At 36.0% G+C, this 20,393-nt stretch carries 20 protein-coding genes; 9 read left to right on the top strand and 11 right to left on the bottom strand.

Going from position 1 to position 20,393, the window contains the following annotated elements:
- Positions 1-163: 163 nt before the first annotated feature.
- Entirely contained in the window at positions 164-1,816 is a 1,653-nt protein-coding gene (gene pgi / locus SP041_RS09725; RefSeq protein ID WP_025563253.1) for a glucose-6-phosphate isomerase, read from the bottom strand.
- 679 nt (positions 1,817-2,495) lie between these two features.
- On the opposite strand from pgi, the gene ubiE reads away from it, so the two are divergent.
- From ubiE to hemB, 8 genes are all read left to right on the top strand, one after another.
- Positions 2,496-3,251: a bifunctional demethylmenaquinone methyltransferase/2-methoxy-6-polyprenyl-1,4-benzoquinol methylase UbiE gene (ubiE, locus tag SP041_RS09720; protein WP_025563252.1), complete on the top strand. Its 756-nt coding sequence runs from the start codon at positions 2,496-2,498 to the stop codon at positions 3,249-3,251.
- Between the two features lie 47 nt (positions 3,252-3,298).
- Positions 3,299-3,955: an SCP2 sterol-binding domain-containing protein gene (locus SP041_RS09715; RefSeq protein WP_025563251.1), complete on the top strand. Its 657-nt coding sequence runs from the start codon at positions 3,299-3,301 to the stop codon at positions 3,953-3,955.
- On the top strand, positions 3,956-5,596 hold the full coding sequence (ubiB, locus tag SP041_RS09710) for a ubiquinone biosynthesis regulatory protein kinase UbiB (protein ID WP_037048197.1): 1,641 nt from the start codon (positions 3,956-3,958) through the stop codon (positions 5,594-5,596). It begins immediately after the preceding gene.
- Positions 5,597-5,738: 142 nt separating this feature from the next.
- Complete coding sequence (gene tatA / locus SP041_RS09705; RefSeq protein ID WP_025563249.1) at positions 5,739-5,966, top strand: twin-arginine translocase TatA/TatE family subunit; 228 nt, start codon at positions 5,739-5,741, stop codon at positions 5,964-5,966.
- A gap of 143 nt (positions 5,967-6,109) precedes the next feature.
- Positions 6,110-6,571: a Sec-independent protein translocase protein TatB gene (tatB, locus tag SP041_RS09700; RefSeq protein ID WP_025563248.1), complete on the top strand. Its 462-nt coding sequence runs from the start codon at positions 6,110-6,112 to the stop codon at positions 6,569-6,571.
- Between the two features lie 3 nt (positions 6,572-6,574).
- Positions 6,575-7,372, top strand: a complete 798-nt coding sequence (gene tatC, locus SP041_RS09695; protein WP_025563247.1) for a twin-arginine translocase subunit TatC — start codon at positions 6,575-6,577, stop codon at positions 7,370-7,372.
- Positions 7,372-8,154: a TatD family hydrolase gene (locus tag SP041_RS09690; protein WP_025563246.1), complete on the top strand. Its 783-nt coding sequence runs from the start codon at positions 7,372-7,374 to the stop codon at positions 8,152-8,154. The genes tatC and SP041_RS09690 overlap by 1 nt, the downstream gene beginning before the upstream one ends.
- Positions 8,155-8,332: 178 nt before the next feature.
- Positions 8,333-9,343 (top strand): porphobilinogen synthase, encoded by a 1,011-nt coding sequence (gene hemB, locus SP041_RS09685; RefSeq protein ID WP_025563245.1) that lies wholly within the window; start codon positions 8,333-8,335, stop codon positions 9,341-9,343.
- 124 nt (positions 9,344-9,467) lie between these two features.
- Here the strand turns inward: hemB and SP041_RS09680 are convergent, their stop codons facing one another.
- The 10 genes from SP041_RS09680 to SP041_RS09640 all read right to left on the bottom strand — a co-directional run bounded on the left by SP041_RS09680 (position 9,468) and on the right by SP041_RS09640 (position 19,835).
- Positions 9,468-10,073, bottom strand: a complete 606-nt coding sequence (locus SP041_RS09680) for an ANTAR domain-containing protein (RefSeq protein ID WP_025563244.1) — start codon at positions 10,071-10,073, stop codon at positions 9,468-9,470.
- A gap of 25 nt (positions 10,074-10,098) precedes the next feature.
- A complete protein-coding gene (locus tag SP041_RS09675) occupies positions 10,099-11,250 on the bottom strand; it encodes a transporter substrate-binding domain-containing protein (RefSeq protein WP_025563243.1) in 1,152 nt (383 codons plus the stop codon).
- Positions 11,251-11,451: 201 nt separating this feature from the next.
- A complete protein-coding gene (locus tag SP041_RS09670) occupies positions 11,452-12,816 on the bottom strand; it encodes an amidase (RefSeq protein ID WP_025563242.1) in 1,365 nt (454 codons plus the stop codon).
- Positions 12,803-12,964: a hypothetical protein gene (locus SP041_RS20865; protein WP_170968541.1), complete on the bottom strand. Its 162-nt coding sequence runs from the start codon at positions 12,962-12,964 to the stop codon at positions 12,803-12,805. The genes SP041_RS09670 and SP041_RS20865 overlap by 14 nt, the downstream gene beginning before the upstream one ends.
- Before the next feature lie 2 nt (positions 12,965-12,966).
- On the bottom strand, positions 12,967-13,665 hold the full coding sequence (locus SP041_RS09665) for an ABC transporter ATP-binding protein (RefSeq protein WP_025563241.1): 699 nt from the start codon (positions 13,663-13,665) through the stop codon (positions 12,967-12,969).
- Positions 13,658-15,472, bottom strand: coding sequence for an ATP-binding cassette domain-containing protein (locus tag SP041_RS09660; RefSeq protein WP_025563240.1), 1,815 nt, complete (start codon positions 15,470-15,472; stop codon positions 13,658-13,660). The genes SP041_RS09665 and SP041_RS09660 overlap by 8 nt, the downstream gene beginning before the upstream one ends.
- An 8-nt stretch (positions 15,473-15,480) precedes the next feature.
- Positions 15,481-16,350: a branched-chain amino acid ABC transporter permease gene (locus tag SP041_RS09655; protein ID WP_025563239.1), complete on the bottom strand. Its 870-nt coding sequence runs from the start codon at positions 16,348-16,350 to the stop codon at positions 15,481-15,483.
- A 233-nt stretch (positions 16,351-16,583) separates the two neighbouring features.
- Positions 16,584-17,792: an ABC transporter substrate-binding protein gene (locus SP041_RS09650; RefSeq protein ID WP_025563238.1), complete on the bottom strand. Its 1,209-nt coding sequence runs from the start codon at positions 17,790-17,792 to the stop codon at positions 16,584-16,586.
- 1,027 nt (positions 17,793-18,819) lie between these two features.
- On the bottom strand, positions 18,820-19,167 hold the full coding sequence (locus SP041_RS09645; protein WP_025564653.1) for a NirD/YgiW/YdeI family stress tolerance protein: 348 nt from the start codon (positions 19,165-19,167) through the stop codon (positions 18,820-18,822).
- 191 nt (positions 19,168-19,358) lie between these two features.
- Complete coding sequence (locus tag SP041_RS09640; protein ID WP_025564652.1) at positions 19,359-19,835, bottom strand: NYN domain-containing protein; 477 nt, start codon at positions 19,833-19,835, stop codon at positions 19,359-19,361.
- A 166-nt stretch (positions 19,836-20,001) separates the two neighbouring features.
- Here SP041_RS09640 and SP041_RS09635 point away from each other — a divergent pair, with 166 nt between their 5' ends.
- The gene (locus SP041_RS09635; protein WP_025564651.1) at positions 20,002-20,388 is read left to right on the top strand and encodes a SirB2 family protein; all 387 of its coding nucleotides are present in this window, start codon (positions 20,002-20,004) and stop codon (positions 20,386-20,388) included.
- Positions 20,389-20,393 lie beyond the last annotated feature (5 nt).

The raw sequence follows: 20,393 nt of genomic DNA, 5'->3' as shown, positions 1-20,393 counted from the left end.
TATTAACGACATAAACTCAATCATATAAAGCCGCTATAGTAATGGCTTATCTACAATGAGTAAAATACAAAGACAAAAAAACGGTTAACACATATTAAATAATATGTGTTAACCGTTAAACATAATGATAAAAATTTAAATCTAAAACGCTACTTAAAAAAACTTACTTCCACGCTTTCCAAGCATTGATCAAGCCGTTCGTTGAACAGTCGTGACTTTCTACACAATCGTTATTACTTAGCTCAGGTAAAATTTGTCCGGCTAATTGCTTACCTAATTCAACACCCCACTGATCAAAAGTGAAGATGTTCCAAATAACGCCTTGCGTAAAGATCTTTTGCTCGTACATTGCGATCAGTTGCCCTAATGTTTTAGGCGTAATTTTCTTAACTAAAATTGAGTTAGTGGGTTTGTTACCTTCAAATACTTTATAAGGTACTAAATCAGCCACTTCTTCTGCTGATTTGCCAGCAGCCTTAAACTCAGATTCCACTTGCATCTTGGTTTTACCAAAGGCTAATGCTTCAGTTTGTGCAAAGAAGTTAGATAACAATTTAGCGTGGTGATCGCCCGCTGGGTTATGACTAACGGCAGGTGCAATAAAGTCACAAGGGATTAATTTTGTACCTTGATGAATCAATTGATAAAACGCATGTTGACCATTAGTACCAGGTTCACCCCAGATGATCGGCCCCGTTTGGTAATCTACAGGGTTACCGTTACGGTCGGTACATTTACCGTTCGATTCCATATTGCCTTGTTGAAAATAAGCAGGGAAACGGTGCATATACTGATCATAAGGTAAAATAGCTTCTGACTCGGCACCATAAAAATTGTTATACCAAATACCGATAACCGCTAATAAGACCGGAATATTATTTTCAAATTCAGTCGTCGCAAAGTGCTGATCCATCTCATGTGCACCAGCAAGTAGCTCTTCATAGTTTTCAAAGCCAACGGTTAATGCAATAGATAATCCGATCGCAGACCAAATAGAGTAACGTCCGCCGACCCAATCCCAGAATTGGAACATATTAGCCGTATCAATACCAAACTCAGTCACTGCATCTGCATTAGTCGAAAGCGCAGCAAAATGTTTAGCAACAAACGCTTCATCCTGTGCAAAATTTAAAAACCAATCTCGCGCACTATGCGCATTGGTCATGGTTTCTTGTGTGGTGAACGTTTTAGAAGCGATTAAAAATAAAGTGGTTTCAGGGTCTACTTTGGTTAACGTTTCAACAATATGAGTGCCATCAACATTAGACACAAAATGCGTTTCAATACCTTCGACTTTATAAGGGCGTAGGGCTTCAGTGACCATGAATGGACCTAAATCAGAACCACCAATACCAATATTTACTACATCCGTAATACGCTTGCCTGTATAACCTAACCATTCACCAGAATGTACTTTTGCACAAAACGCTTTCATTTGAGCCAATACTTCGTTGATTTTAGGCATCACATCTTCGCCATCAACTAGCACGGGTGTATTACTGCGGTTACGTAATGCAGTGTGTAATACCGCTCGCCCTTCTGTAATATTAATTTTTTCACCAGAAAATTGCGCTTTAATTGCTTCGCTTAGATCGACTTCTTTAGCAAGATCAATCAAGCTAGCTAATATTTCTTCGGTAATTAAGTTCTTAGAGAAATCTAATAAGAAGTCTTCGTTAAATTGACGAGAAAAGGTGTCGAAACGCTGTGAATCTTCGGCAAATAATTCAGATATTTGCATATCAGCATGGTCATCAAATAGGCTTTGTAGCGTTGACCAAGCAGCAGTTTGTGTCGGTTGGATATTTTTCAACATAAGAAGTTCCCAAGTTTATGATATTAAAGCTTTATGAATGGTTATAACGTATTTTCATTTATAACAACAGTCACACTGATCATTAAATATTGATAAAAAAGGTAAAACAATGTGATAGAACAACTAATGTACCTTTTATGTGAAGAGACTTAAATAACTCTGTTAATAATTAACGATATAATCAATATGCTCTGATTTGATTTATTAAACAAATATATACTCGTCATCGTTCAAAATGTAAAAATCAGCAAGTCGTGAGGTAAAAAATCTAGGCATAGAGGTAAAGATCTAACGGATTAAATCGAGACTCTATGACAATGTATAACAATGAAGGTGATTGCCTCTCGACTTGCCCTGCGGGTCGCCAATTCGAAATCAATACCACGTTGTAACATTTGATAAGGACTAGCCAGTCATTGTCATCATGTTATGCCTTGTCTTTATGTTTGAGTTATGAGGTTCGAGTTAACGACTGAATAATGTCTCTTGATTGATAACGGGTATAATATCCAATAATTTAGTAAAGCTTTGTAATAAAGCGTAACATTAAAAACAAAATCAATGATTTAAAACATAAAATTAGGCAAACAATAAAGATCCAAATATTGTTGAAAAATTGCTATCATGCAATGATATCTAATCAAGCAATAATTTTTATCCGGAAGGTAAAGAGATAACCATGCAAGAAACCCCAGACAATAAGACTCACTTTGGTTTCAAAACCGTTGAAGAAGATAAAAAAGTTGAATTAGTGGCTGATGTATTCCATTCAGTTGCCGCTAAATATGACATCATGAATGATGTATTATCTATGGGTATCCACCGCATTTGGAAACGCTTTACCGTTGACTGCTCTGGTGTTCGCCAAGGTCAAAAAGTCTTAGACTTAGCTGGTGGGACAGGTGATTTAACCGCAAAGTTTTCACGTATTGTGGGTGCACAAGGCCAAGTGGTTTTAGCAGACATTAATGATTCGATGCTGAAAGTGGGCCGTACCAAATTACGCGACATGGGTATTGAAGGAAACGTAAGTTACGTTCAAGCCAATGCTGAAGAGTTACCGTTTCCAGATAATCACTTTGATTTAATCACGATTGCGTTTGGTTTACGTAACGTGACCGACAAAGATAAAGCCTTAGCTTCTATTTACCGAGTGCTAAAGCCTGGTGGTCGTTTACTGGTATTAGAATTTTCAAAACCAGTTTATTCGCCAGTTGAAAAATTCTATGATTTTTACTCGTTCAATATTTTGCCTAAGCTAGGTAAATTAATTGCGAACGACAGTGAAAGTTACCAATATCTAGCTGAAAGCATTCGTATGCATCCAGATCAAGATACGCTTAAAGAGATGATGAATAATGTCGGTTTTGAAGGGACAGAGTACTTTAATTTAAGTGCGGGTATTGTCGCTCTACATCGCGGTTATAAATACTAATCCGATATTGCAAACATTAACCAGTCACTTCTATAACGAGAGTCAACATGCCATTAACTAACTTACTGTGCGGTTTATTAGAAACAGGTGTAAATCAATTACATCAATTAGATAGTAGCGCTGTCATAAAACGTAAACAACTTAATGGCACTATCATCTCTGCAAGCTTAAAAGAACTTAATTTCCCGTTGTATTTTGTTATTTCAGATCGACAAGTCGATGTATTAAATAAATTTGAAGGCCAAGCTGATTGTAATATTAGAGTCAGTTTTAGTGCCTTAAATAAGTTGCAAGATAACCATCAACTAACGCATTTAATTAAAACTGGGCAACTAGAAGTTGATGGCGATATTCAATTAGTACAGCAGTTTGCAAAATTATTGACGGATATGGATATAGATTGGGAAGAGCATCTATCTCATAAGGTCGGTGACGTCATTGCGCACAAACTTTGTTATCACGCCAAAAAGATCCATCAAGGGTCGTTGGCTCAATTTAATAAAGTTGAAAAACAAACGGCTTTATATGTAACAGAAGAAATTAAACTGGCCCCTAGCGGTTTAGAAGTTGCTTACTTTTGCGAGCAAGTCAAAACACTAGAAACACAAGCAGATACATTATTACTAAGCCTTAACAATAAGCTAGAGCAGTTAGAAGCAAAGTCTAATAAACGACTCGGCACTAACTCACTAGCTGGAAAATAAATGATAAAAATAACAGAGTTATCGCGCCTATATCAGATAAATAAAACGTTTATTGAATATGGTTTAATTGAGTTAGTCCCTAAAGCACAAATACCTAAAAGTTATTGGGTTTTACGAATTTGTTTATTTTGGTTACGTAATCAACACAAAGAGATGGGATTACCTGAACGTTTGCGCTTAAGTTTACAATCATTAGGGCCTATCTACATAAAACTAGGGCAAATGCTGTCGACTCGTCGTGATTTATTGGCGCCTATTTATGCAGACCAATTAGCGCACTTACAAGATAATGTACCGGCCTTTTCTGGTGATTTAGCGATTAAACAAATAGAAAAATCTTTTCAACGTCCAATTAATGAGATTTTTGATAACTTTAATGAAGTTGCGCTTGCTTCAGCATCAATAGCACAAGTTCATACAGCAACACTTAAGGAAGATGGCAGAGAAGTCGTCATTAAAGTAACAAGACCTGGTATTGCTAAAACCATTGCCGCTGATATTCAATTAATGAAGTGGATGGCTTCATTAATGCAACGTTTTTTAAAAGACGCTAAACGTCTGCGTCCTGTTGAAGTGATCAGAGAGTACGAAAAAACTATTATCGATGAATTAGATTTAATGCGTGAAGGTGCTAATGCAATTCAATTACGTCGTAATTTCTTAAACTCTAAAGTGTTATATGTCCCTGAAATTTATTCAGATTATTGCACTAAAGATGCATTAGTCATGGAACGTATATATGGTATTCCAGTATCAGATATTGAGGCATTAAAAGCACAAAATACCAATTTAAAACTACTTGCAGAACGCGGCGTAGAGGCCTTTTTCACGCAAGTATTTCGTGATAGTTTCTTTCATGCTGATATGCACCCAGGTAACGTATTTGTATCTTACGAACACCCAGAAGATCCACTTTGGATAGGTATTGACTGTGGCATTGTAGGGACATTAACCAATGAAGATAAACGCTATTTAGCAGAAAACTTCTTAGCCTTTTTCAATCGAGATTACAGACAAGTAGCACAATTACATATCGACTCAGGTTGGGTGCCAGCAGATACACCTGCGGAAGAATTTGAATTTGCTATACGCGCGGTTTGTGAGCCTATTTTTGAAAAACCATTATCAGAAATTTCATTTGCTCACGTATTAATAAATTTATTTAATACCGCTCGTCGTTTTAATATGCAAGTGCAACCTCAATTAGTTTTATTACAAAAAACGTTACTCTATATTGAAGGTTTAGGGCGCCAATTGTACCCACAGTTAGATTTATGGGACACCGCAAAACCCTTTTTAGAAAACTGGATGCGAGAGCAAGTTAGCCCTCAAACACTGTTTAACAAACTAAAAGTGAAAGCGCCCTTTTGGTTAGAAAAATTACCAGATATCCCAGAATTGGTTTATCACAATCTAGCGCAAACTAAACAAGTACAACAACAGCAACAATTGTTAATGCAGCGTTTTAATGATCAACAGCAAAAAAACAGTAAAAACCAAGTGATAACATCTTTAGCGGTTACGTTGAGTATTATTACTGCTTTATTCTATCTACAGTCTGATGATAGTTTTAACTTGTATTTAACGATTCCAGCAGTAGTATCATGGGTAATTGCTTGGCGATTTAGTCACAAATCTTAATATCTTTAGTGGCTGATAAAAAATGCGACTAACATTGATTAACTTTAATGGATTATTTACGTAAACAGGCTTTATTTATAAAGCCTGTTTAAATCAATACACACAATGACTTACAACATTATTTACATATAGGAAATATATTATGGGCGGTATCGGAATTTGGCAATTAGTGATTATTGCAGTGATTGTTATTGTTTTATTTGGCACTAAAAAACTGCGCGGTATTGGTGGTGATTTAGGGGGTGCAATTAAAGGATTTAAAAAAGCCATTAAAGAAGAAGATACCTCTTCTCCTGAATTAGATAAGAAATCTGATGCTAGCTTCAAAGAAGAGCAAAAGACGGAAGCTGAAAAAAGCAAACAAGACTAAACCATTGATTTTAAAAGTAGCCTGTGATGTTTACAGTCATCTTTACATAATGGTGAGTTATAGGTGCTTATAAACTTCTAATGAGAAATATATTCTTAAAAAAGGCGGTTATAACAATGACCCGCAACAAGGTGTATTAATTAATGTTTGATATTGGCTTTTGGGAAATCATGTTGATTTCCGTAATAGGATTAGTCGTACTAGGGCCTCAGCGTTTGCCTATCGCTATTCGTACTGTTTTGAAATGGGTTAATACTGCTAAAAGTATGGCGAACTCGGTAAAAAATGAAATATCTCAAGAGCTTGAATTACATGAAATGAATGAGAATATGATCAAAGCCAGTAAACAAGGCTTAGATAAAATAGATCCTGATTTAAAAGCATCAATCGATGAAATGAAAGAGAATGTTGAGCAATTAACACGTCCTTATAAAAACAACGTTGATGACTTAATGAATGCTCAAGCTAAATCTCAAAAAGAAGCGAAAATAGCCGAAGCTCAGACACAAGTTTTAACAGAAAATGAAAAGTCAGAACCGAACATTTCAGAAGCAAAAACTTCAGAGCCAACACCTTCAAAAACAATATCGCAGCAGGAAAAATAATTAATGAGTGAGCAATCGTCAGATCAGGCACAACATAGTTTGCCATTAATTACTCACCTTTTAGAATTACGCGATCGTATTCTCAAGGTCGTTGTCGTAGTGTTAGCGATATTCCTTAGCTTGGTTTATTTTTCTAATGATATTTACCACTATATTGCCATTCCGTTAACCAGTCAGCTGCCTGAAGGCTCAAGTATGATTGCCACTGGTGTCGCAACCCCCTTCTTCACGCCAATTAAATTGACCATCGTACTCTCTATTTTTATCGCAATACCTGCGATCTTATATCAAGTATGGGCTTTTATTGCGCCTGGTTTATATAAACACGAACAAAAACTTGTTGCTCCATTAGTAATTAGCAGCGCATTGCTGTTTTACTTAGGCATGGTATTTTCTTATTACGTTGTGTTTCCTTTGGTATTTTCATTCTTTACCAGCACGGCACCTGAAGGCGTGACCATTGCCACTGATATCAGCAGTTATTTAGACTTTGTATTGAAGTTGTTTTTTGCCTTTGGTTTAGCGTTTGAAATACCCGTTGCCACTTTATTACTATGTTGGACGGGTGCAACAACACCTGAATCTTTAAAAGCAAAACGACCTTACATTGTAGTCGGCGCATTTATTTTTGGTATGTTATTAACGCCTCCAGATGTGATATCTCAAACCTTATTAGCTGTACCAATGCTTATTTTATTTGAATTAGGTTTATTATTTTCGCGCTTTTATGTGAAAAAGCCAGCGTCAGATGATGAGCTAGATCCAGAAGAAAACACTATCCACAAAGAGCCAAAAAACTAATGATTGATATTGGCGTTAACTTAACTAATCAGCGTTTTGATAAAGACTTAGCATCCGTCATTGACAATGCCAAACAAGCAGGCCTCACCAAGTTAATGGTAACGGGTACTAATATTGTTGAAAGTCAGAAAGCGTTAGTTTTAGCCAAAGAAAACCCTGGTTTCATCTACAGTACAGCGGGTATTCACCCGCATGATGCAAGCTCAATGACAGCAGAATCGGTAGTGCAATTACGTGAATTATTAACGCAACCTGAAGTAAAAGCGGTCGGTGAATGTGGGCTGGATTTCAATCGAAACTTCTCAACACCTGCAGAACAAGAAAAAGCGTTTATACAACAACTAGAATTAGCAGTCGAATATCAGTTACCTGTTTTTATGCATGAACGCGATGCTAATCAACGCTTTATTGAGCTATTAACACCTTACATCAAACAACTACCTAGTGCAGTATTGCATTGCTTTACAGGCACTCAAGAAGAACTCGAGCGTTGTTTAGCTTTAGATTTACATATTGGCATTACGGGTTGGATATGCGATGAACGCCGAGGAACACATTTACTAGAATTAGTAAAAATGATCCCCGATAACCGTTTAATGATTGAAACAGACAGCCCTTACTTATTACCTCGTTCAATGCGCCCTAAACCGAAATCAAGTCGCAATGAGCCGAAGTATTTGCCTTATATTGCGCAAACCATTGCACATGCTCGTCAGCAAGATTTGCACGAGTTTTTAATCTCTACTGAAAAAACAAGTAAGGCTTTTTTTAACCTAACTTAAAGCGCATTATTAATGCTAGCCCTAACGTTCAATTTAGCTTCTTTTAATTGGCTTTAAGGTAGTAAATTTTTTCTTTGTATTTAACATTACTTTTGAATGATTACTTGCGAACAACAATTTTCGAACGACTATTGTCGAAGCATTAAATACAAAACTAACCACTCACACAGGGGACACCATGACTCTTTCTCAATCTTTTCCTGCCCGTCGTTTACGTCGTTTACGCAAACACGATTTCTCACGCCGTTTAGTACAAGAAAATCAGTTAACAGTTAATGACTTAATTTATCCAATGTTTGTTGTAGAAGGCACGAATCGCCGTGAAGCAATTCCTTCGATGCCAGGAATTGAACGCTTATCATTAGATTTATTAGCAATTGAAGTCAAAGAGTTAGCGGCTTTAGGTATTCCTGCAGTAGCGATATTTCCAGTAACACCGAGTGAAATTAAAACTGAAATGGCAGAAGAAGCTTATAACGAAAATGGCTTAGCTCAGCGTGCAGTCATGTGCATTAAAGAAACCTGTCCTGAATTAGGCGTGATCACTGATGTTGCATTAGACCCTTTCACGACACATGGTCAAGACGGCATTATTGATAGTGAAGGCTATGTACTTAATGACATCACCACTGAAATTCTAGTTAAACAGGCGCTTTCTCATGCTCAAGCAGGTGCAGATATCGTTGCCCCTTCAGACATGATGGATGGTCGCATTGGTGCAATACGTGAAGCATTAGAAAATGCAGGCTTCATTAACACACAAATCATGGCTTACAGCGCGAAGTATGCTTCTAGCTACTATGGCCCTTTCCGTGATGCAGTAGGCAGTGCAGGTAACTTAAAAGGCGCGAATAAATCAACTTATCAGATGGATCCTGCTAATAGCGATGAAGCGATTCATGAAGTTGCATTAGATATCCAAGAAGGCGCGGATATGGTGATGGTTAAACCAGGCATGCCGTATCTAGATATTGTTCGCCGAGTTAAAAGCGAATTAAAAGTGCCAACATTTGCTTATCAAGTGAGTGGTGAATATGCGATGCATAAAGCGGCCATTGATAACGGTTGGTTAAAAGAAAGAGAATGTGTTTTAGAGTCTTTATTATGCTTTAAACGTGCAGGTGCAAACGGCATTTTAACCTACTTTGCAAAGCAAGTTGCTCAATGGCTGAAAGAAGAAAGTAAGTAGTTAATTTATAAAATCAATTCACATTAATAAATAATGGGAGCCATATTTAAGATATGTCCTCTGTTATTTATTAATGATTTAAAATCGTTCTTCTTAACCAAATTTAAACTTACATCAAAAATAATTACAAATTCAACATTGAATGATCATCGATTATTGAGTCTGCAATATCGGCTATTGAACATTTTTTTATCATTGATTGTTCTCTCAAAAATTTATAAGACTCTTGCTCTGTTATATTTTTCAATTCAGATAATATTGCTACCGCCTGCTCAACCTTTCTCCTTCCTTTTAACGTTTCGTCTAAGGAGTTAATGCGTTTTTTTAATCTTTTTTCATGTTTAGAAAAACTTATCGCTGTCGTTAACACTGCTAATAAACCAAAAATACGAATAGGTTTCGAAATAACGCCATGCACATGAAAATAATCCAACTCAACTAATATTTCAGGTGTTTCATAAGCAATAACACCAATACGTGCAACACTTTCATCATTGGCCATCCAAGAAATAGAGTTCTTGTTATTTTTATTATCAATTAAAAAAATAACAACATCTATATCTTGTTCAAGCACTTTTGGAGCTGGCCAAACATAATCAATATTGCAACCTATTCGCTTAATATGATCAATTAATATCTTTCTATCTGAATCATCTGGGTGTATCACAAGAACACGCATTTGTCTTAAACGACGAATTAATTGATAATCTTTAGCTGGAGAGCTACTCATTAGTTACCTATATCTCAATGATAATTTAAACTTCAATAGAACGGTCATAAGCGATTAAATAAGGATCCGCTTTAATTACAGATGGTGATTCCCATAAAATATCATAACTTCCTTCTCTATTCGACTTTGCCACATAAGGCCTTAAAGTAAGGTGATTCGTATTTAAATCTAAAAAAAGATCGCCACCAGGTGATTCAATTGGTGCTTCTGAAAGCGCTGCTAGAATACTTTCAGTGTCGTCATACTTTGCAGATAATAAAGCATTAGCAAAAACATTAACAAGAGAGTAAGCCACTTCACTAAACACACAAGGACTTGTATCTTCTCCAAAACGCGTTTTGAACTTTTTAATAAAAGCTTTATTAGCCTCCGTTTCTAATGAAGAAAAGTAAGATGCGACGGATATATGCCCTTCCCTTTTATCTAACTCTAAAGCTTGAATACTAGATTCAACTGCAGTTAAAGAAGCAAGAGGAGGTTTTACACCATCGAACTCTAATTCTGCATAAACACTATATAAATTAATACTATCTAAGCCAACAACCGTAGAAAAAATAACATCTGGTTTATTTTTTAGAATATCATTCAAATTTAATCTAAGGTCCGCAGCATCAGCAGAAAAGTTTAAATATTTTTCAGCAACTACTTTACCGCCACTGGCATTTAAGAACTCAGTAACCACACGGTTAATTTCTCTTGGGTATAAATAATCGAGACCTATTAGTGCAATATTTTTACCGTAGTTATTAAAAATATATTTTAATAACGGTAATACTAATTGGTTAGGTACTCCTCCTCCATAAATAACATTAGGCGAATACTCGAACCCTTCATAAACAGAAGGATAAAAGAGGATCCCATTAAAACGCTCTATAATCGGAAGTACTGCTTTTCGACTAGAAGATAAACAGCAGCCAAAAATAATATTAACTCGATGTTTTAGTAACAATTCTGTTGCCATTTTAGCATACAGTAAATCGTCTCCTGCAGGATCTAAAATAATAGGTTCTAATTTCTGACCTGCGATCCCACCATTATTATTAACTTCTTCACACGCCAATAATACTCCACGTAAGTGAGAAGATTCAGAAATAGCCATAGGTCCCGACTGAGAGAAAAGAACACCAATTTTTATAGTTCTTTTTTCATACTCAGTATTTTTTACTGTATCTTGCATAAAAGTAGCTCTATTTTAATTATTTGTAGATAGTAATTAACTGTTTAGGTTTCAGTATATTAAATCAACAATAATGATTGCTGTTGATTTATAAGAAAATGCCTTTAAAAAGGTTAGGAAATACTTTTCTTTAAAGGCATTATCGAACTTGTTTACGTTCTTTATACTAAACCAATAGCAATGATTGAGTGCTTCTTTAATTTATACTGAATTTTTCTTTAAAGCACTTTCAAGTTTTATAGCAATCGCTAACAGTTTTTCATCTTCATTTGGTTTACCCATTAACATCATCCCAATTGGTAACCCTGATTTAGAGAGGCCAATAGGAATTGTCACACAAGGATAACCAGTCATATTACCTAATACACAAAACCACAACATACTTTTATGAGCATGGACTTTTTTTCCACCAAACTCTTGTTCTTCCTCATTTAAAGTGGGTGCAGTAACCGGTAAAGTAGGTGTTACAACAATATCCCAGTCTCCTAACTCATTAGCAAAGGTATGCATTAATTGACTACGCAATCTTTGCGCTTGTAATACATCTAATGCAGAGAGTTGCGAGCCTGCTTCTAACTTAGCCCTCAGCCCTGATGAAAATCCACCCGGATTTTTTTTCAATAAAGGTTGATGATAAGATGCCGCTTCACTAAAGATAATCGCTTCCCAAGCTTCATAGTAATTATCAACATGAGATAATCCAGCTTCTTTCACTACTGCAGAAGAAGCTTCAAGCGCTGTCTTTACAGCAGTATCAATTTCATCACTTCGTTCTAACCCTTCGCCAGTTAAGTGAATAACATTGATTGCTTCGTTATGCTCTACTACTTTAAATTTAGCCGAAGAAGCAGTAGATAAATCTTTTGAATCTTCACCTAAAAAATAGGGTAATAACAACTCAATATCTTTTAAAGAACTCGCTAAGGGGCCAGGAGCATCGAGTGACCAACTTAATGGTAAAACACCATGGCGGGATGCTCGCCCATAACTAGGTTTAAAACCATAAATACCGCAAGCAGCTGCAGGCATTCTAATAGAACCACCTGTATCACTTCCTAATCCTGCCGAAACAATACCAGAGGCAATAGCAGCAGCAGATCCACCGCTACTCCCACCAGTGACATGATTTGTATTATGGGGATTTAGCACAGGGCCAATATTAGAATTAACATTAGTAGGGCTAAATGCCCATTCATCCATATTGGTTTTACCAAAGATAACAACACCTGCTGCACGCAAGTTAGCAATGATTGTTGCATCTTGTCCACTTGGTTCTAATGGCAAAGCGCCTGAACATGCTGTAGTAGGATAATCTTTAGTGAGATAATTATCTTTAACTGCAATTGGAACACCATCAATCGGGCTAAGACAATTTCCATTTGCTCGGCGTTTGTCTGAAGCCATTGCTTGATCTAATGACTTTTCTCTATCAAGAACGACAAATGCATTTAAATAGGAGTATTCCTCAGCTTTATCAAGTGCCTTGATGGTCAATGAGACCGACGTTTCCTTTCCAGAAGCGAGATCCGCACATTGCTCTGTTAAGTTTTTATTATTTTTTAGCATTGAAAACTCCTGGGTTAAAAATATGAGCAGGCTCTTCAAATTGTAAGTCGAGAGGAATATTTAACCCAGCTCTAATTCGCTCTAGAATATCAACAACTTCTTGTTTTTGTTCAACGGTTAATGGCACGTTTACTTCTTTATCACTCATTTTTAAACTCCTAACAATTCTTTTTGTAACGTTTTATTTGCACGTAAACTGTCTCGATCAATTTCCATATGAACCTCTCCTTTATCCATTACATAGGCCCGTGTAGCGATAGATAAACAAAAATCTAAATCTTGTTCTGCAACAAGAATAGCGATGTTATTTTCTTTATTAATACGCTTTAAAACACCTGACATTTCATCAATAATCGAAGGTTGTACCCCTTCTGTCGGCTCATCCAATAATAAAATTTTAGGTCGTGTAGCAAGTGCCCGAGCAAGTGCTAAAACTTGTTGTTGACCACCAGAAAGTCCACCTGCAAGTTCATTTGCTTTAGGAACTAAAATAGGGAAATCTTCCATAAGTTCTTCCACGGTATTTTTGGGGTTATAACCATTTGATGCAGCAGCCACGGCGATATTTTCAATCACAGTCATTCGAGGAAATACGAATCGCCCTTGAGGCACATACCCTAACCCCATTTTTGCTCGCTTTGCAGGAGAATTAGGCATCGGTATTCCTTCGATTTCAGCATGCCCCGCCATAGCAGGTATCAACCCTGCTGCATAACGCATTACTGTAGACTTACCGACACCATTTCTTCCTAATAAAGCAACAATTTCTCCAGCCTTAACTTCTAAAGAAATATCACGAATAATCGTTGTTTTACCGTATCCTCCAGTCGCATTAAGTATCTTAAACATGTTTGCGTCTCCCTAAATAAACATCAAGCACGCGTTCATCTTTACGTAACTCCTCGATATTCCCTTCGGCAAAGACTTCTCCTTGATGTAACATAGTGACATGCCCTTCCAAAGTACTTACAAAATCCATATCATGCTCAACGACTACTACTGTTGTATGTAAGGCAAGAGTACGAATAAGGAGTGATAGTTCACGAGTTTCTTCTTTCGTCATACCAGCAGCGGGTTCATCTAACAAAATGATGCGCGGTGCTAAACATAACACCATACCAATATCGAGCCATTGTTGTTGACCGTGAGAAAGAGCTGATGCATTTACACCTAACTGCTCTTCAAATCCCAACATACAAAGCACTTTATGGCTAATATCTAAAGCTATCTGTTGATCATGAGTACGTGAGTAGGCTGCAATCCAAAGATTATCTATGACAGAAAGGTCACCAAACACTTGAGGTTTTTGATTTTTAACTCCCATTCCCTTTTTAACACGTTCAAAAATAGGTGAAGAAGTAATGTTGTCGTCGCCTAAATTAACAACGCCACTTTCAGGCTGATATATTCCAACACAGGTTTTTAAAAAAGAACTTTTTCCTGCGCCATTCGCGCCAATCAATGAATATGGCTTGCCTGGTATAAAGTTACGATCAACTTTATTAACAGGTATGACACCACCGAATTTTTTAAACAGTTGAATGGTAGAGAAGTTTTTTGCTGGGCCTGCTTGTTTTTCAGCGTCAATAAGAATCTGTTTTAATACTTCAACATCAATTTTAACCGAATTTGTATTTCTAGCTGCAGCATTAGGGTCAGGTAAAAATTTTCGCCATAAGGAATCTAATGATCCTAAAATCCCATTTTTAAGAAATAGAACAAGTAGTATCAGCGTAACACCTAAAATTAAGGTCGTTTGCCCACCAGCAGCTCCCCCTAACACAAAGGACATAATACCTATCATCAATGCGCCAACAAAAGGGCCAGCAAGCGTCCCTAATCCACCAATTAAAACATAAATAGGCGGAAGAAAAGCTTCTTGAATAGAGAAGACAGAAGGACTTAAAAAATTTGACCAAAGCGCATAAAGAGTACCTGCAAGTCCAGCTATTGCACCTGCGTAGATAAAATTAAGTAGTTGATATTTTCGAACATCATAACCAAGCAATTCGGTTTTACTGCTATCAATTCGAATACAATCAATAATACGTCCAAAGTGACTATGCATTAATTGACGAGTTAAAAAATAGAGTATTGCAACAATAATGATAACCGTCATTAACGCTTGATTTGGGCCCAATGATTCAGCTTCAGCTCCAAAGCCAATAATAATGCCAGGAATATTAGATAAACCACTATCTCCGAGAACAGAAGCACTTCCGATATCGATTTTAAAAGTTTGTATTACCGACCAAAGCAATAAAGTGAATGTATAAGATAAAATAGTACTTTGTAATTCCCCCATACGAGCATAAAAGATCACATAACCTAGCAACATTGCTGATAACGCACCAAAAAGACTACCAATAGGCAAAGCCCAAATAATTGAATTCCCTGTAAGCTCTGAGAAATTAATAGCAGCAATACTGCCAAAATATCCCCCCATGCCATAAAATGCAGTTTGACCTAAACTTAGTAGTCCTCCTCTTCCCCATACAATATCAAGACTCATTCCTAATAGACCAAATATAAGCCAAGACGTAGAAACAAAAGCGAGGTAAGGATCAATTAAAAAAGCAACGACAAGTGCGGTAAGCGTAGCAATAGCAGGTAAGGTTAAACCTGCTGATTGATAAATTTTTTCTGATAAAGTCATAGTATTTCCTAAAGTTTTCTACGCCATTTAGCTGATATTCCACATGGATATAGCCAAAGTAGTAATGCAGTGATAAGAAAAAAGAAAACTTCACCAATAACTGAAGATAGGAAACTGGCTGTAATTGAAGAGCCGCCACCTAAACCTAAAGTAGTTAGTACGGTTCCAGTTAGCGCAACAGGTCCAGCAACAACAACAGCTAAAAATGATTTTACTGCGAAAGCAAGTCCCATTGTTGGAGTAGCAGGAACCAGCGGTAATAAAATTGCCCCAGCAAAACCAGCAAGTCCGCATCCAATAGAAAAAGTAAGCGTATTAACGCGATTAGAATCAATACCTATCGCTTGTGCCATCTCAGGTTGCTGAATAGAAGCACGTGCTTTCATTCCATACACTGTTTTTGTCATCAACAGATAAACAAACAAAAACATAAGAGCAGCAACTAAGATCATCAGGAGTCGATATCCATCTAAACTGTATTCGCCAATACTCACATTAAATTGAGGGATAGTCGCAACACTTACAGTACTCGTACCAAAAATCACCACAACAAGCTGCATGAAAAACATACTAAGCCCCCAAGTAGCTAGCATGGTGTCAAATAATCTACCGTATAAACGACGTACTATAAGCATCTCGACGATGGCACCAATAGACATAGTAATCATAACGGCGATAGGGATAGATAAAATATAAGGGACGCCTGCTTTAGTAACAGTCAATGCGGCATAAGCACCAATCATTAAGAACTCACTATGAGCAAGATTAATAACCCCCATTAACCCAAAAACAACAGCTAATCCCATCGCAGCGATTAACAAAATAGATGCGCTTGATAATGACGATAATAATATGGTCGCCAAATAATCGAGTTCCATAAATTTCCTTATTTATAATTATTTGCTTAAAAAGATCATTAATAATTAAAGAAAATAGAATAAGCCTACTAGTGCCTAACTCCTTTAAAGGTAGCTGCTAAGATATATTTTTAACTTTTTTAAAATCAAAGTTAATACCTTGTACCATTAAATAAATTGACTATGTATAAATGTTAATTTTACTTAAAATCTATGGCTGTAAGCTTATTCGTATTTTCATAATCAGTTAATATTTAAGCCTTTGGTGTAAAGTGTTTAACTAATTTTGGATTCGCAATAAGGTCACATTTTTGATTTTCATAACTCGGAGCAACGGCTTTAAAAGTTTCTAAAACTTCAAAACCATAGTTGTCATCTCCCATTGCTATGTATGTATTTTGCTTAACATGATGAGAACCAGGCTCCATACTTACATCGCCATTTGGACCTTTAAAATTAATTTCACCACTTTCTAACGCTGTGTATACAGATTTTGATTTAAATGTTCCTGCTTTTTCAACAGAGTTAGCCCAAAGGTGAACGGCATTCCAAGCGGTAACGGCTTCAGGTGAAATAGTTTGTCCCTTTCCGTAAACTTCAGCCCATTTCTTTAAAAAGGCTTTATTTTCAGGATTATCTAAACTCGAAAAATAGACATGACTTGAGACAATACCTTTACCTGCATTCGGCGTGAGTAAAACTTGTTCATTAGCTGTACTATAATTTGACGATACAACGGGGATACTGTCTTTCAGACCAGCTGAAGTAAATTGCTCTAAAAAGCCCACTTGATTTGGACCGACTGGAATAGCAACAACGAAATCAGGTTTAGCTCGCTGAATTTTTTGAATAGTAGGGGTATAATCAGTAACGGTAAGTGCAAGAAAATCTTCTCCAACAACCTCACCATTAAATTGTTTTGCGTATTCGTGATACCAAAGAGCAGAAATAGTCCCATAATTGTAATCAGGAGCCATGATAAACATTTTCGGGCCATATTTTTTTATTGCCCATTCAACCAATGGTTTAATTTGTTGAGAAGCTGAAGGAGCCGTTACAAATGTTTGCTTGTCACAAGCACCACCTTCATACAAAGTACTATAAAAATATGGAATATTAGCTTTTCTAAAAATGGGGCGTATGGCTTCTCTAGATGAACTTGTCATACCGCCAAACACAACTGCAGGTCTATCTCGAAGCACAGTGGTATTCGCATATTGTGTATATTTACTCAGCTCTGATTGTGTATCATAAGTAATTAAATTAAGCTTCTCTCCAAGCAAACCACCCTTAGCATTAATATCATCAATCGCTAATTTCACCGCGTTGCTTTGCATTACTCCAAATATACTAAAACTACCTGTTACGTCATAAATAGCACCGACATTAACATCTGCAAATGTAGAACTAGCCCCAAAAACTGCACCACATACAAACATACTTTTGATAATATAATTTTTCATTACTTAGTCCTTCCTTAGCTAAATTATAAATTTAAGGCAAAAAAAAACGCAGCTGAATAAATCAAAGTTTAAAACTTTGTATTTATTCAGCTGCGCCGCTGATTCTTTGCTTAATTCACATAAAAATAAAAATTAAGAGCAATTACCCTATCTTATTTAAATTCTTTAATCAACAGAATAAAACACTTTATATTCATAAATAAGCATATTTTCATTAATTGAAAGTAGTAATTAACTATAAAATGAAACAGTTTTTCTAATTCTTTTCAGATAACCTTTTATTTTTAAAATGACACAAGCAAGCTAATATCAATCATTGTTCAGCTTTGCTGACTACTCCAGCTTATTCTTCTAAATTTGACAAACCAAAGAGCTACTTATGTTAATTTATGCTCTAAGTTTAACTCTTGGGTGCGATGTTTAGATTACAGATTTAATATGTATCCGTTGCCATTCAGAGCGCAACATTCAGCAAATGATGAAGAGAAAAAATGCTAGGCATATAGTGAAAGATCTAACAGGTTAAATCGACATTTTCTAACAACAAAGGTGTTTACTTCGTTGCTTGCCCTGTGGGTCGTTAGCTTGAAAATCCACTCCACGTTGCCACTTTCGATAAGGGCTCGCGATCGTTATCATGTTGTTTCATGTTGCGCCTTGATTTGGAGCCCAAACTAACGATAACAAGGCACTTTGAACGGTCATCGGTATAACAGTGAATCCAAAATAACAATATAATAATGTGCTCTGAATAACTAAAAATGCCGCTTTAATAAAGCGGCATTTTTCTTTTAAACTTATTAAAGCTTATAGCAATCACACTAATTAATTGATCTATTTTATTGGTTAAAATGATTTATTTTTTCATTGTAAATTTAGTAAAGGGAACTATTAAGAATTAATATTTTTTAGTTAATTCTCCAACAGACGATTAACGAAGTTAATCTTAGAAAGGCCTCAATTTACGCCTTAAACTAAATCATTTTTTCTGCGCAAAATTTAGATCACTTATTTAATGTAATCGGTATTATTTAAGAAGCTCTAAATGTTCAACATCAATCTTAGTTTCCGACCAATCACTATCCACTTCACCGGTAATACGGATTTTGTCTTCAGGTGTCACGGTAATATGACGGAAATCTTTACCCTCTATTTCAACCATTACTTCGCCGGTTTCATCTCTGAATAAATAGTGTTCTGAAGACGTTTGTTTAATTAACTTACCTTGTAACGCAACTTTACTATCATCAGCTAATTCAATAGCTTCTTTAACGCTCAAGGTTTGTATTGAGGTAGCGCCTGGACCAACAAATGCTGCAAAAGCGCTAAGAGAAAATAAACTAGTGAATAGAACTACGATTAAACCTTTAAACATAAATATCCTCATTCTTTAAAAGAAATAAAAAGTGAAAGTAGTCTTTAATCTCATTGACTTTATTAACTAATAAGTATTACTAAAACAATAGCTTAAACATAAAGTGACCGTTGATTAAAGCGCTCATTATTTATGACTAATGGAATTAATGATCGTTCAAGTTTAATTTAAAGGTTGAAGTTCGAACCAGCTCAATTTAATAACAGTTCTCTTTCAATAGGGTTAAATACGCTACAAGCATCTATTAATGCTTTTGCCGTTAACTTAGGCACACCGTAAGCTTCTGTGGTAACATGATAAACGTCTTTTACTTTATCCAATAAAATAGCAAAATCACCATCACCCGTTAGTAAAATAATCGTATCGACTGAAGGTGCAACTTCCATCACATCAATCGTAATACCCACATCCCAATCGCCCTTTGCTGTACCATCACTACGTTGAATAAAAGGTTTAAGTTTTACATCAAACCCAACGTATTTTAAAACCTCTTGAAACTTTTGTTGTTGGTTATCACCGCGATCAATTGCATAAGCATAAGCACAAACGATCTCACCTTGAGCTTCTATTTTTTGCCATAACTTACGGTAGTTAAATTGTTTCCCATAAGCCTGACGCGTGGTGTAATAAATGTTTTGAACGTCAGCAAAAATAGCAATTTTTTTCATTGAAGATGACCTAGGTTCGATAAGTTAATGAATAGAATATGAGGCTTTTCAATCTTTTCAGCAAGCTTATTGTTTGATTAAATAAAAAGACGAGACCGTTAATTGAAATTAACATTCTTGAATAAAACACGTAAAGTACATTACCCTCTTATTTTGGATAATTTTCATGGAAAATTTTTACCTACCCATTAAACACCTACACATCACATTAGTCACTTTTAGTGTGTTATTTTTTATTATTCGTGCTGCTTTAATGTTTATCCATAAACCAATCCACCAACAAAAATGGGCTAAAATGTTAGCAAGGATTGTTGATACCTTCTTATTAATCTCAGCTATTATGCTCTGCTTTATCATTCATCAATCACCACTAGTTGATAACTGGTTAACTGAAAAAGTATTCTGCCTTATAGCCTATATTATTTTGGCTTACATTACCCTTTATCGCGCGTCGACTTTACCAACACAATTATTAAGTACCATTTTCGCTATAGGCTGGGTATTAATTGCAGTGAAAATAGCAATACTGAAACAAACCATTTTATTAGGCTAAGAGGA

The organism is Psychromonas sp. SP041, from assembly GCF_000470315.2.
Classification (GTDB): domain Bacteria; phylum Pseudomonadota; class Gammaproteobacteria; order Enterobacterales; family Psychromonadaceae; genus Psychromonas.
Note: the sequence above shows the minus strand (reverse complement) of the source record. Positions and strands in the feature narration are given on the sequence as shown.

Bases quoted from the DNA above. Each gene is read 5' to 3' on its own strand.
- tatB (WP_025563248.1), top strand. From the start codon at position 6,110: ATGTTTGATATTGGCTTTTGGGAAATCATGTTGATTTCCGTAATAGGA.
- SP041_RS09715 (WP_025563251.1), top strand. From the start codon at position 3,299: ATGCCATTAACTAACTTACTGTGCGGTTTATTAGAAACAGGTGTAAAT.
- pgi (WP_025563253.1), bottom strand. From the start codon at position 1,816: ATGTTGAAAAATATCCAACCGACACAAACTGCTGCTTGGTCAACGCTA.
- ubiB (WP_037048197.1), top strand. From the start codon at position 3,956: ATGATAAAAATAACAGAGTTATCGCGCCTATATCAGATAAATAAAACG.
- SP041_RS09680 (WP_025563244.1), bottom strand. From the start codon at position 10,073: ATGAGTAGCTCTCCAGCTAAAGATTATCAATTAATTCGTCGTTTAAGA.
- hemB (WP_025563245.1), top strand. From the start codon at position 8,333: ATGACTCTTTCTCAATCTTTTCCTGCCCGTCGTTTACGTCGTTTACGC.
- tatC (WP_025563247.1), top strand. From the start codon at position 6,575: ATGAGTGAGCAATCGTCAGATCAGGCACAACATAGTTTGCCATTAATT.
- SP041_RS09655 (WP_025563239.1), bottom strand. From the start codon at position 16,350: ATGGAACTCGATTATTTGGCGACCATATTATTATCGTCATTATCAAGC.
- tatA (WP_025563249.1), top strand. From the start codon at position 5,739: ATGGGCGGTATCGGAATTTGGCAATTAGTGATTATTGCAGTGATTGTT.
- SP041_RS20865 (WP_170968541.1), bottom strand. From the start codon at position 12,964: ATGAGTGATAAAGAAGTAAACGTGCCATTAACCGTTGAACAAAAACAA.
- SP041_RS09650 (WP_025563238.1), bottom strand. From the start codon at position 17,792: ATGAAAAATTATATTATCAAAAGTATGTTTGTATGTGGTGCAGTTTTT.
- SP041_RS09660 (WP_025563240.1), bottom strand. From the start codon at position 15,472: ATGACTTTATCAGAAAAAATTTATCAATCAGCAGGTTTAACCTTACCT.
- SP041_RS09670 (WP_025563242.1), bottom strand. From the start codon at position 12,816: ATGCTAAAAAATAATAAAAACTTAACAGAGCAATGTGCGGATCTCGCT.
- SP041_RS09640 (WP_025564652.1), bottom strand. From the start codon at position 19,835: ATGAAAAAAATTGCTATTTTTGCTGACGTTCAAAACATTTATTACACC.
- SP041_RS09665 (WP_025563241.1), bottom strand. From the start codon at position 13,665: ATGTTTAAGATACTTAATGCGACTGGAGGATACGGTAAAACAACGATT.
- SP041_RS09635 (WP_025564651.1), top strand. From the start codon at position 20,002: ATGGAAAATTTTTACCTACCCATTAAACACCTACACATCACATTAGTC.
- SP041_RS09675 (WP_025563243.1), bottom strand. From the start codon at position 11,250: ATGCAAGATACAGTAAAAAATACTGAGTATGAAAAAAGAACTATAAAA.
- SP041_RS09690 (WP_025563246.1), top strand. From the start codon at position 7,372: ATGATTGATATTGGCGTTAACTTAACTAATCAGCGTTTTGATAAAGAC.
- SP041_RS09645 (WP_025564653.1), bottom strand. From the start codon at position 19,167: ATGTTTAAAGGTTTAATCGTAGTTCTATTCACTAGTTTATTTTCTCTT.
- ubiE (WP_025563252.1), top strand. From the start codon at position 2,496: ATGCAAGAAACCCCAGACAATAAGACTCACTTTGGTTTCAAAACCGTT.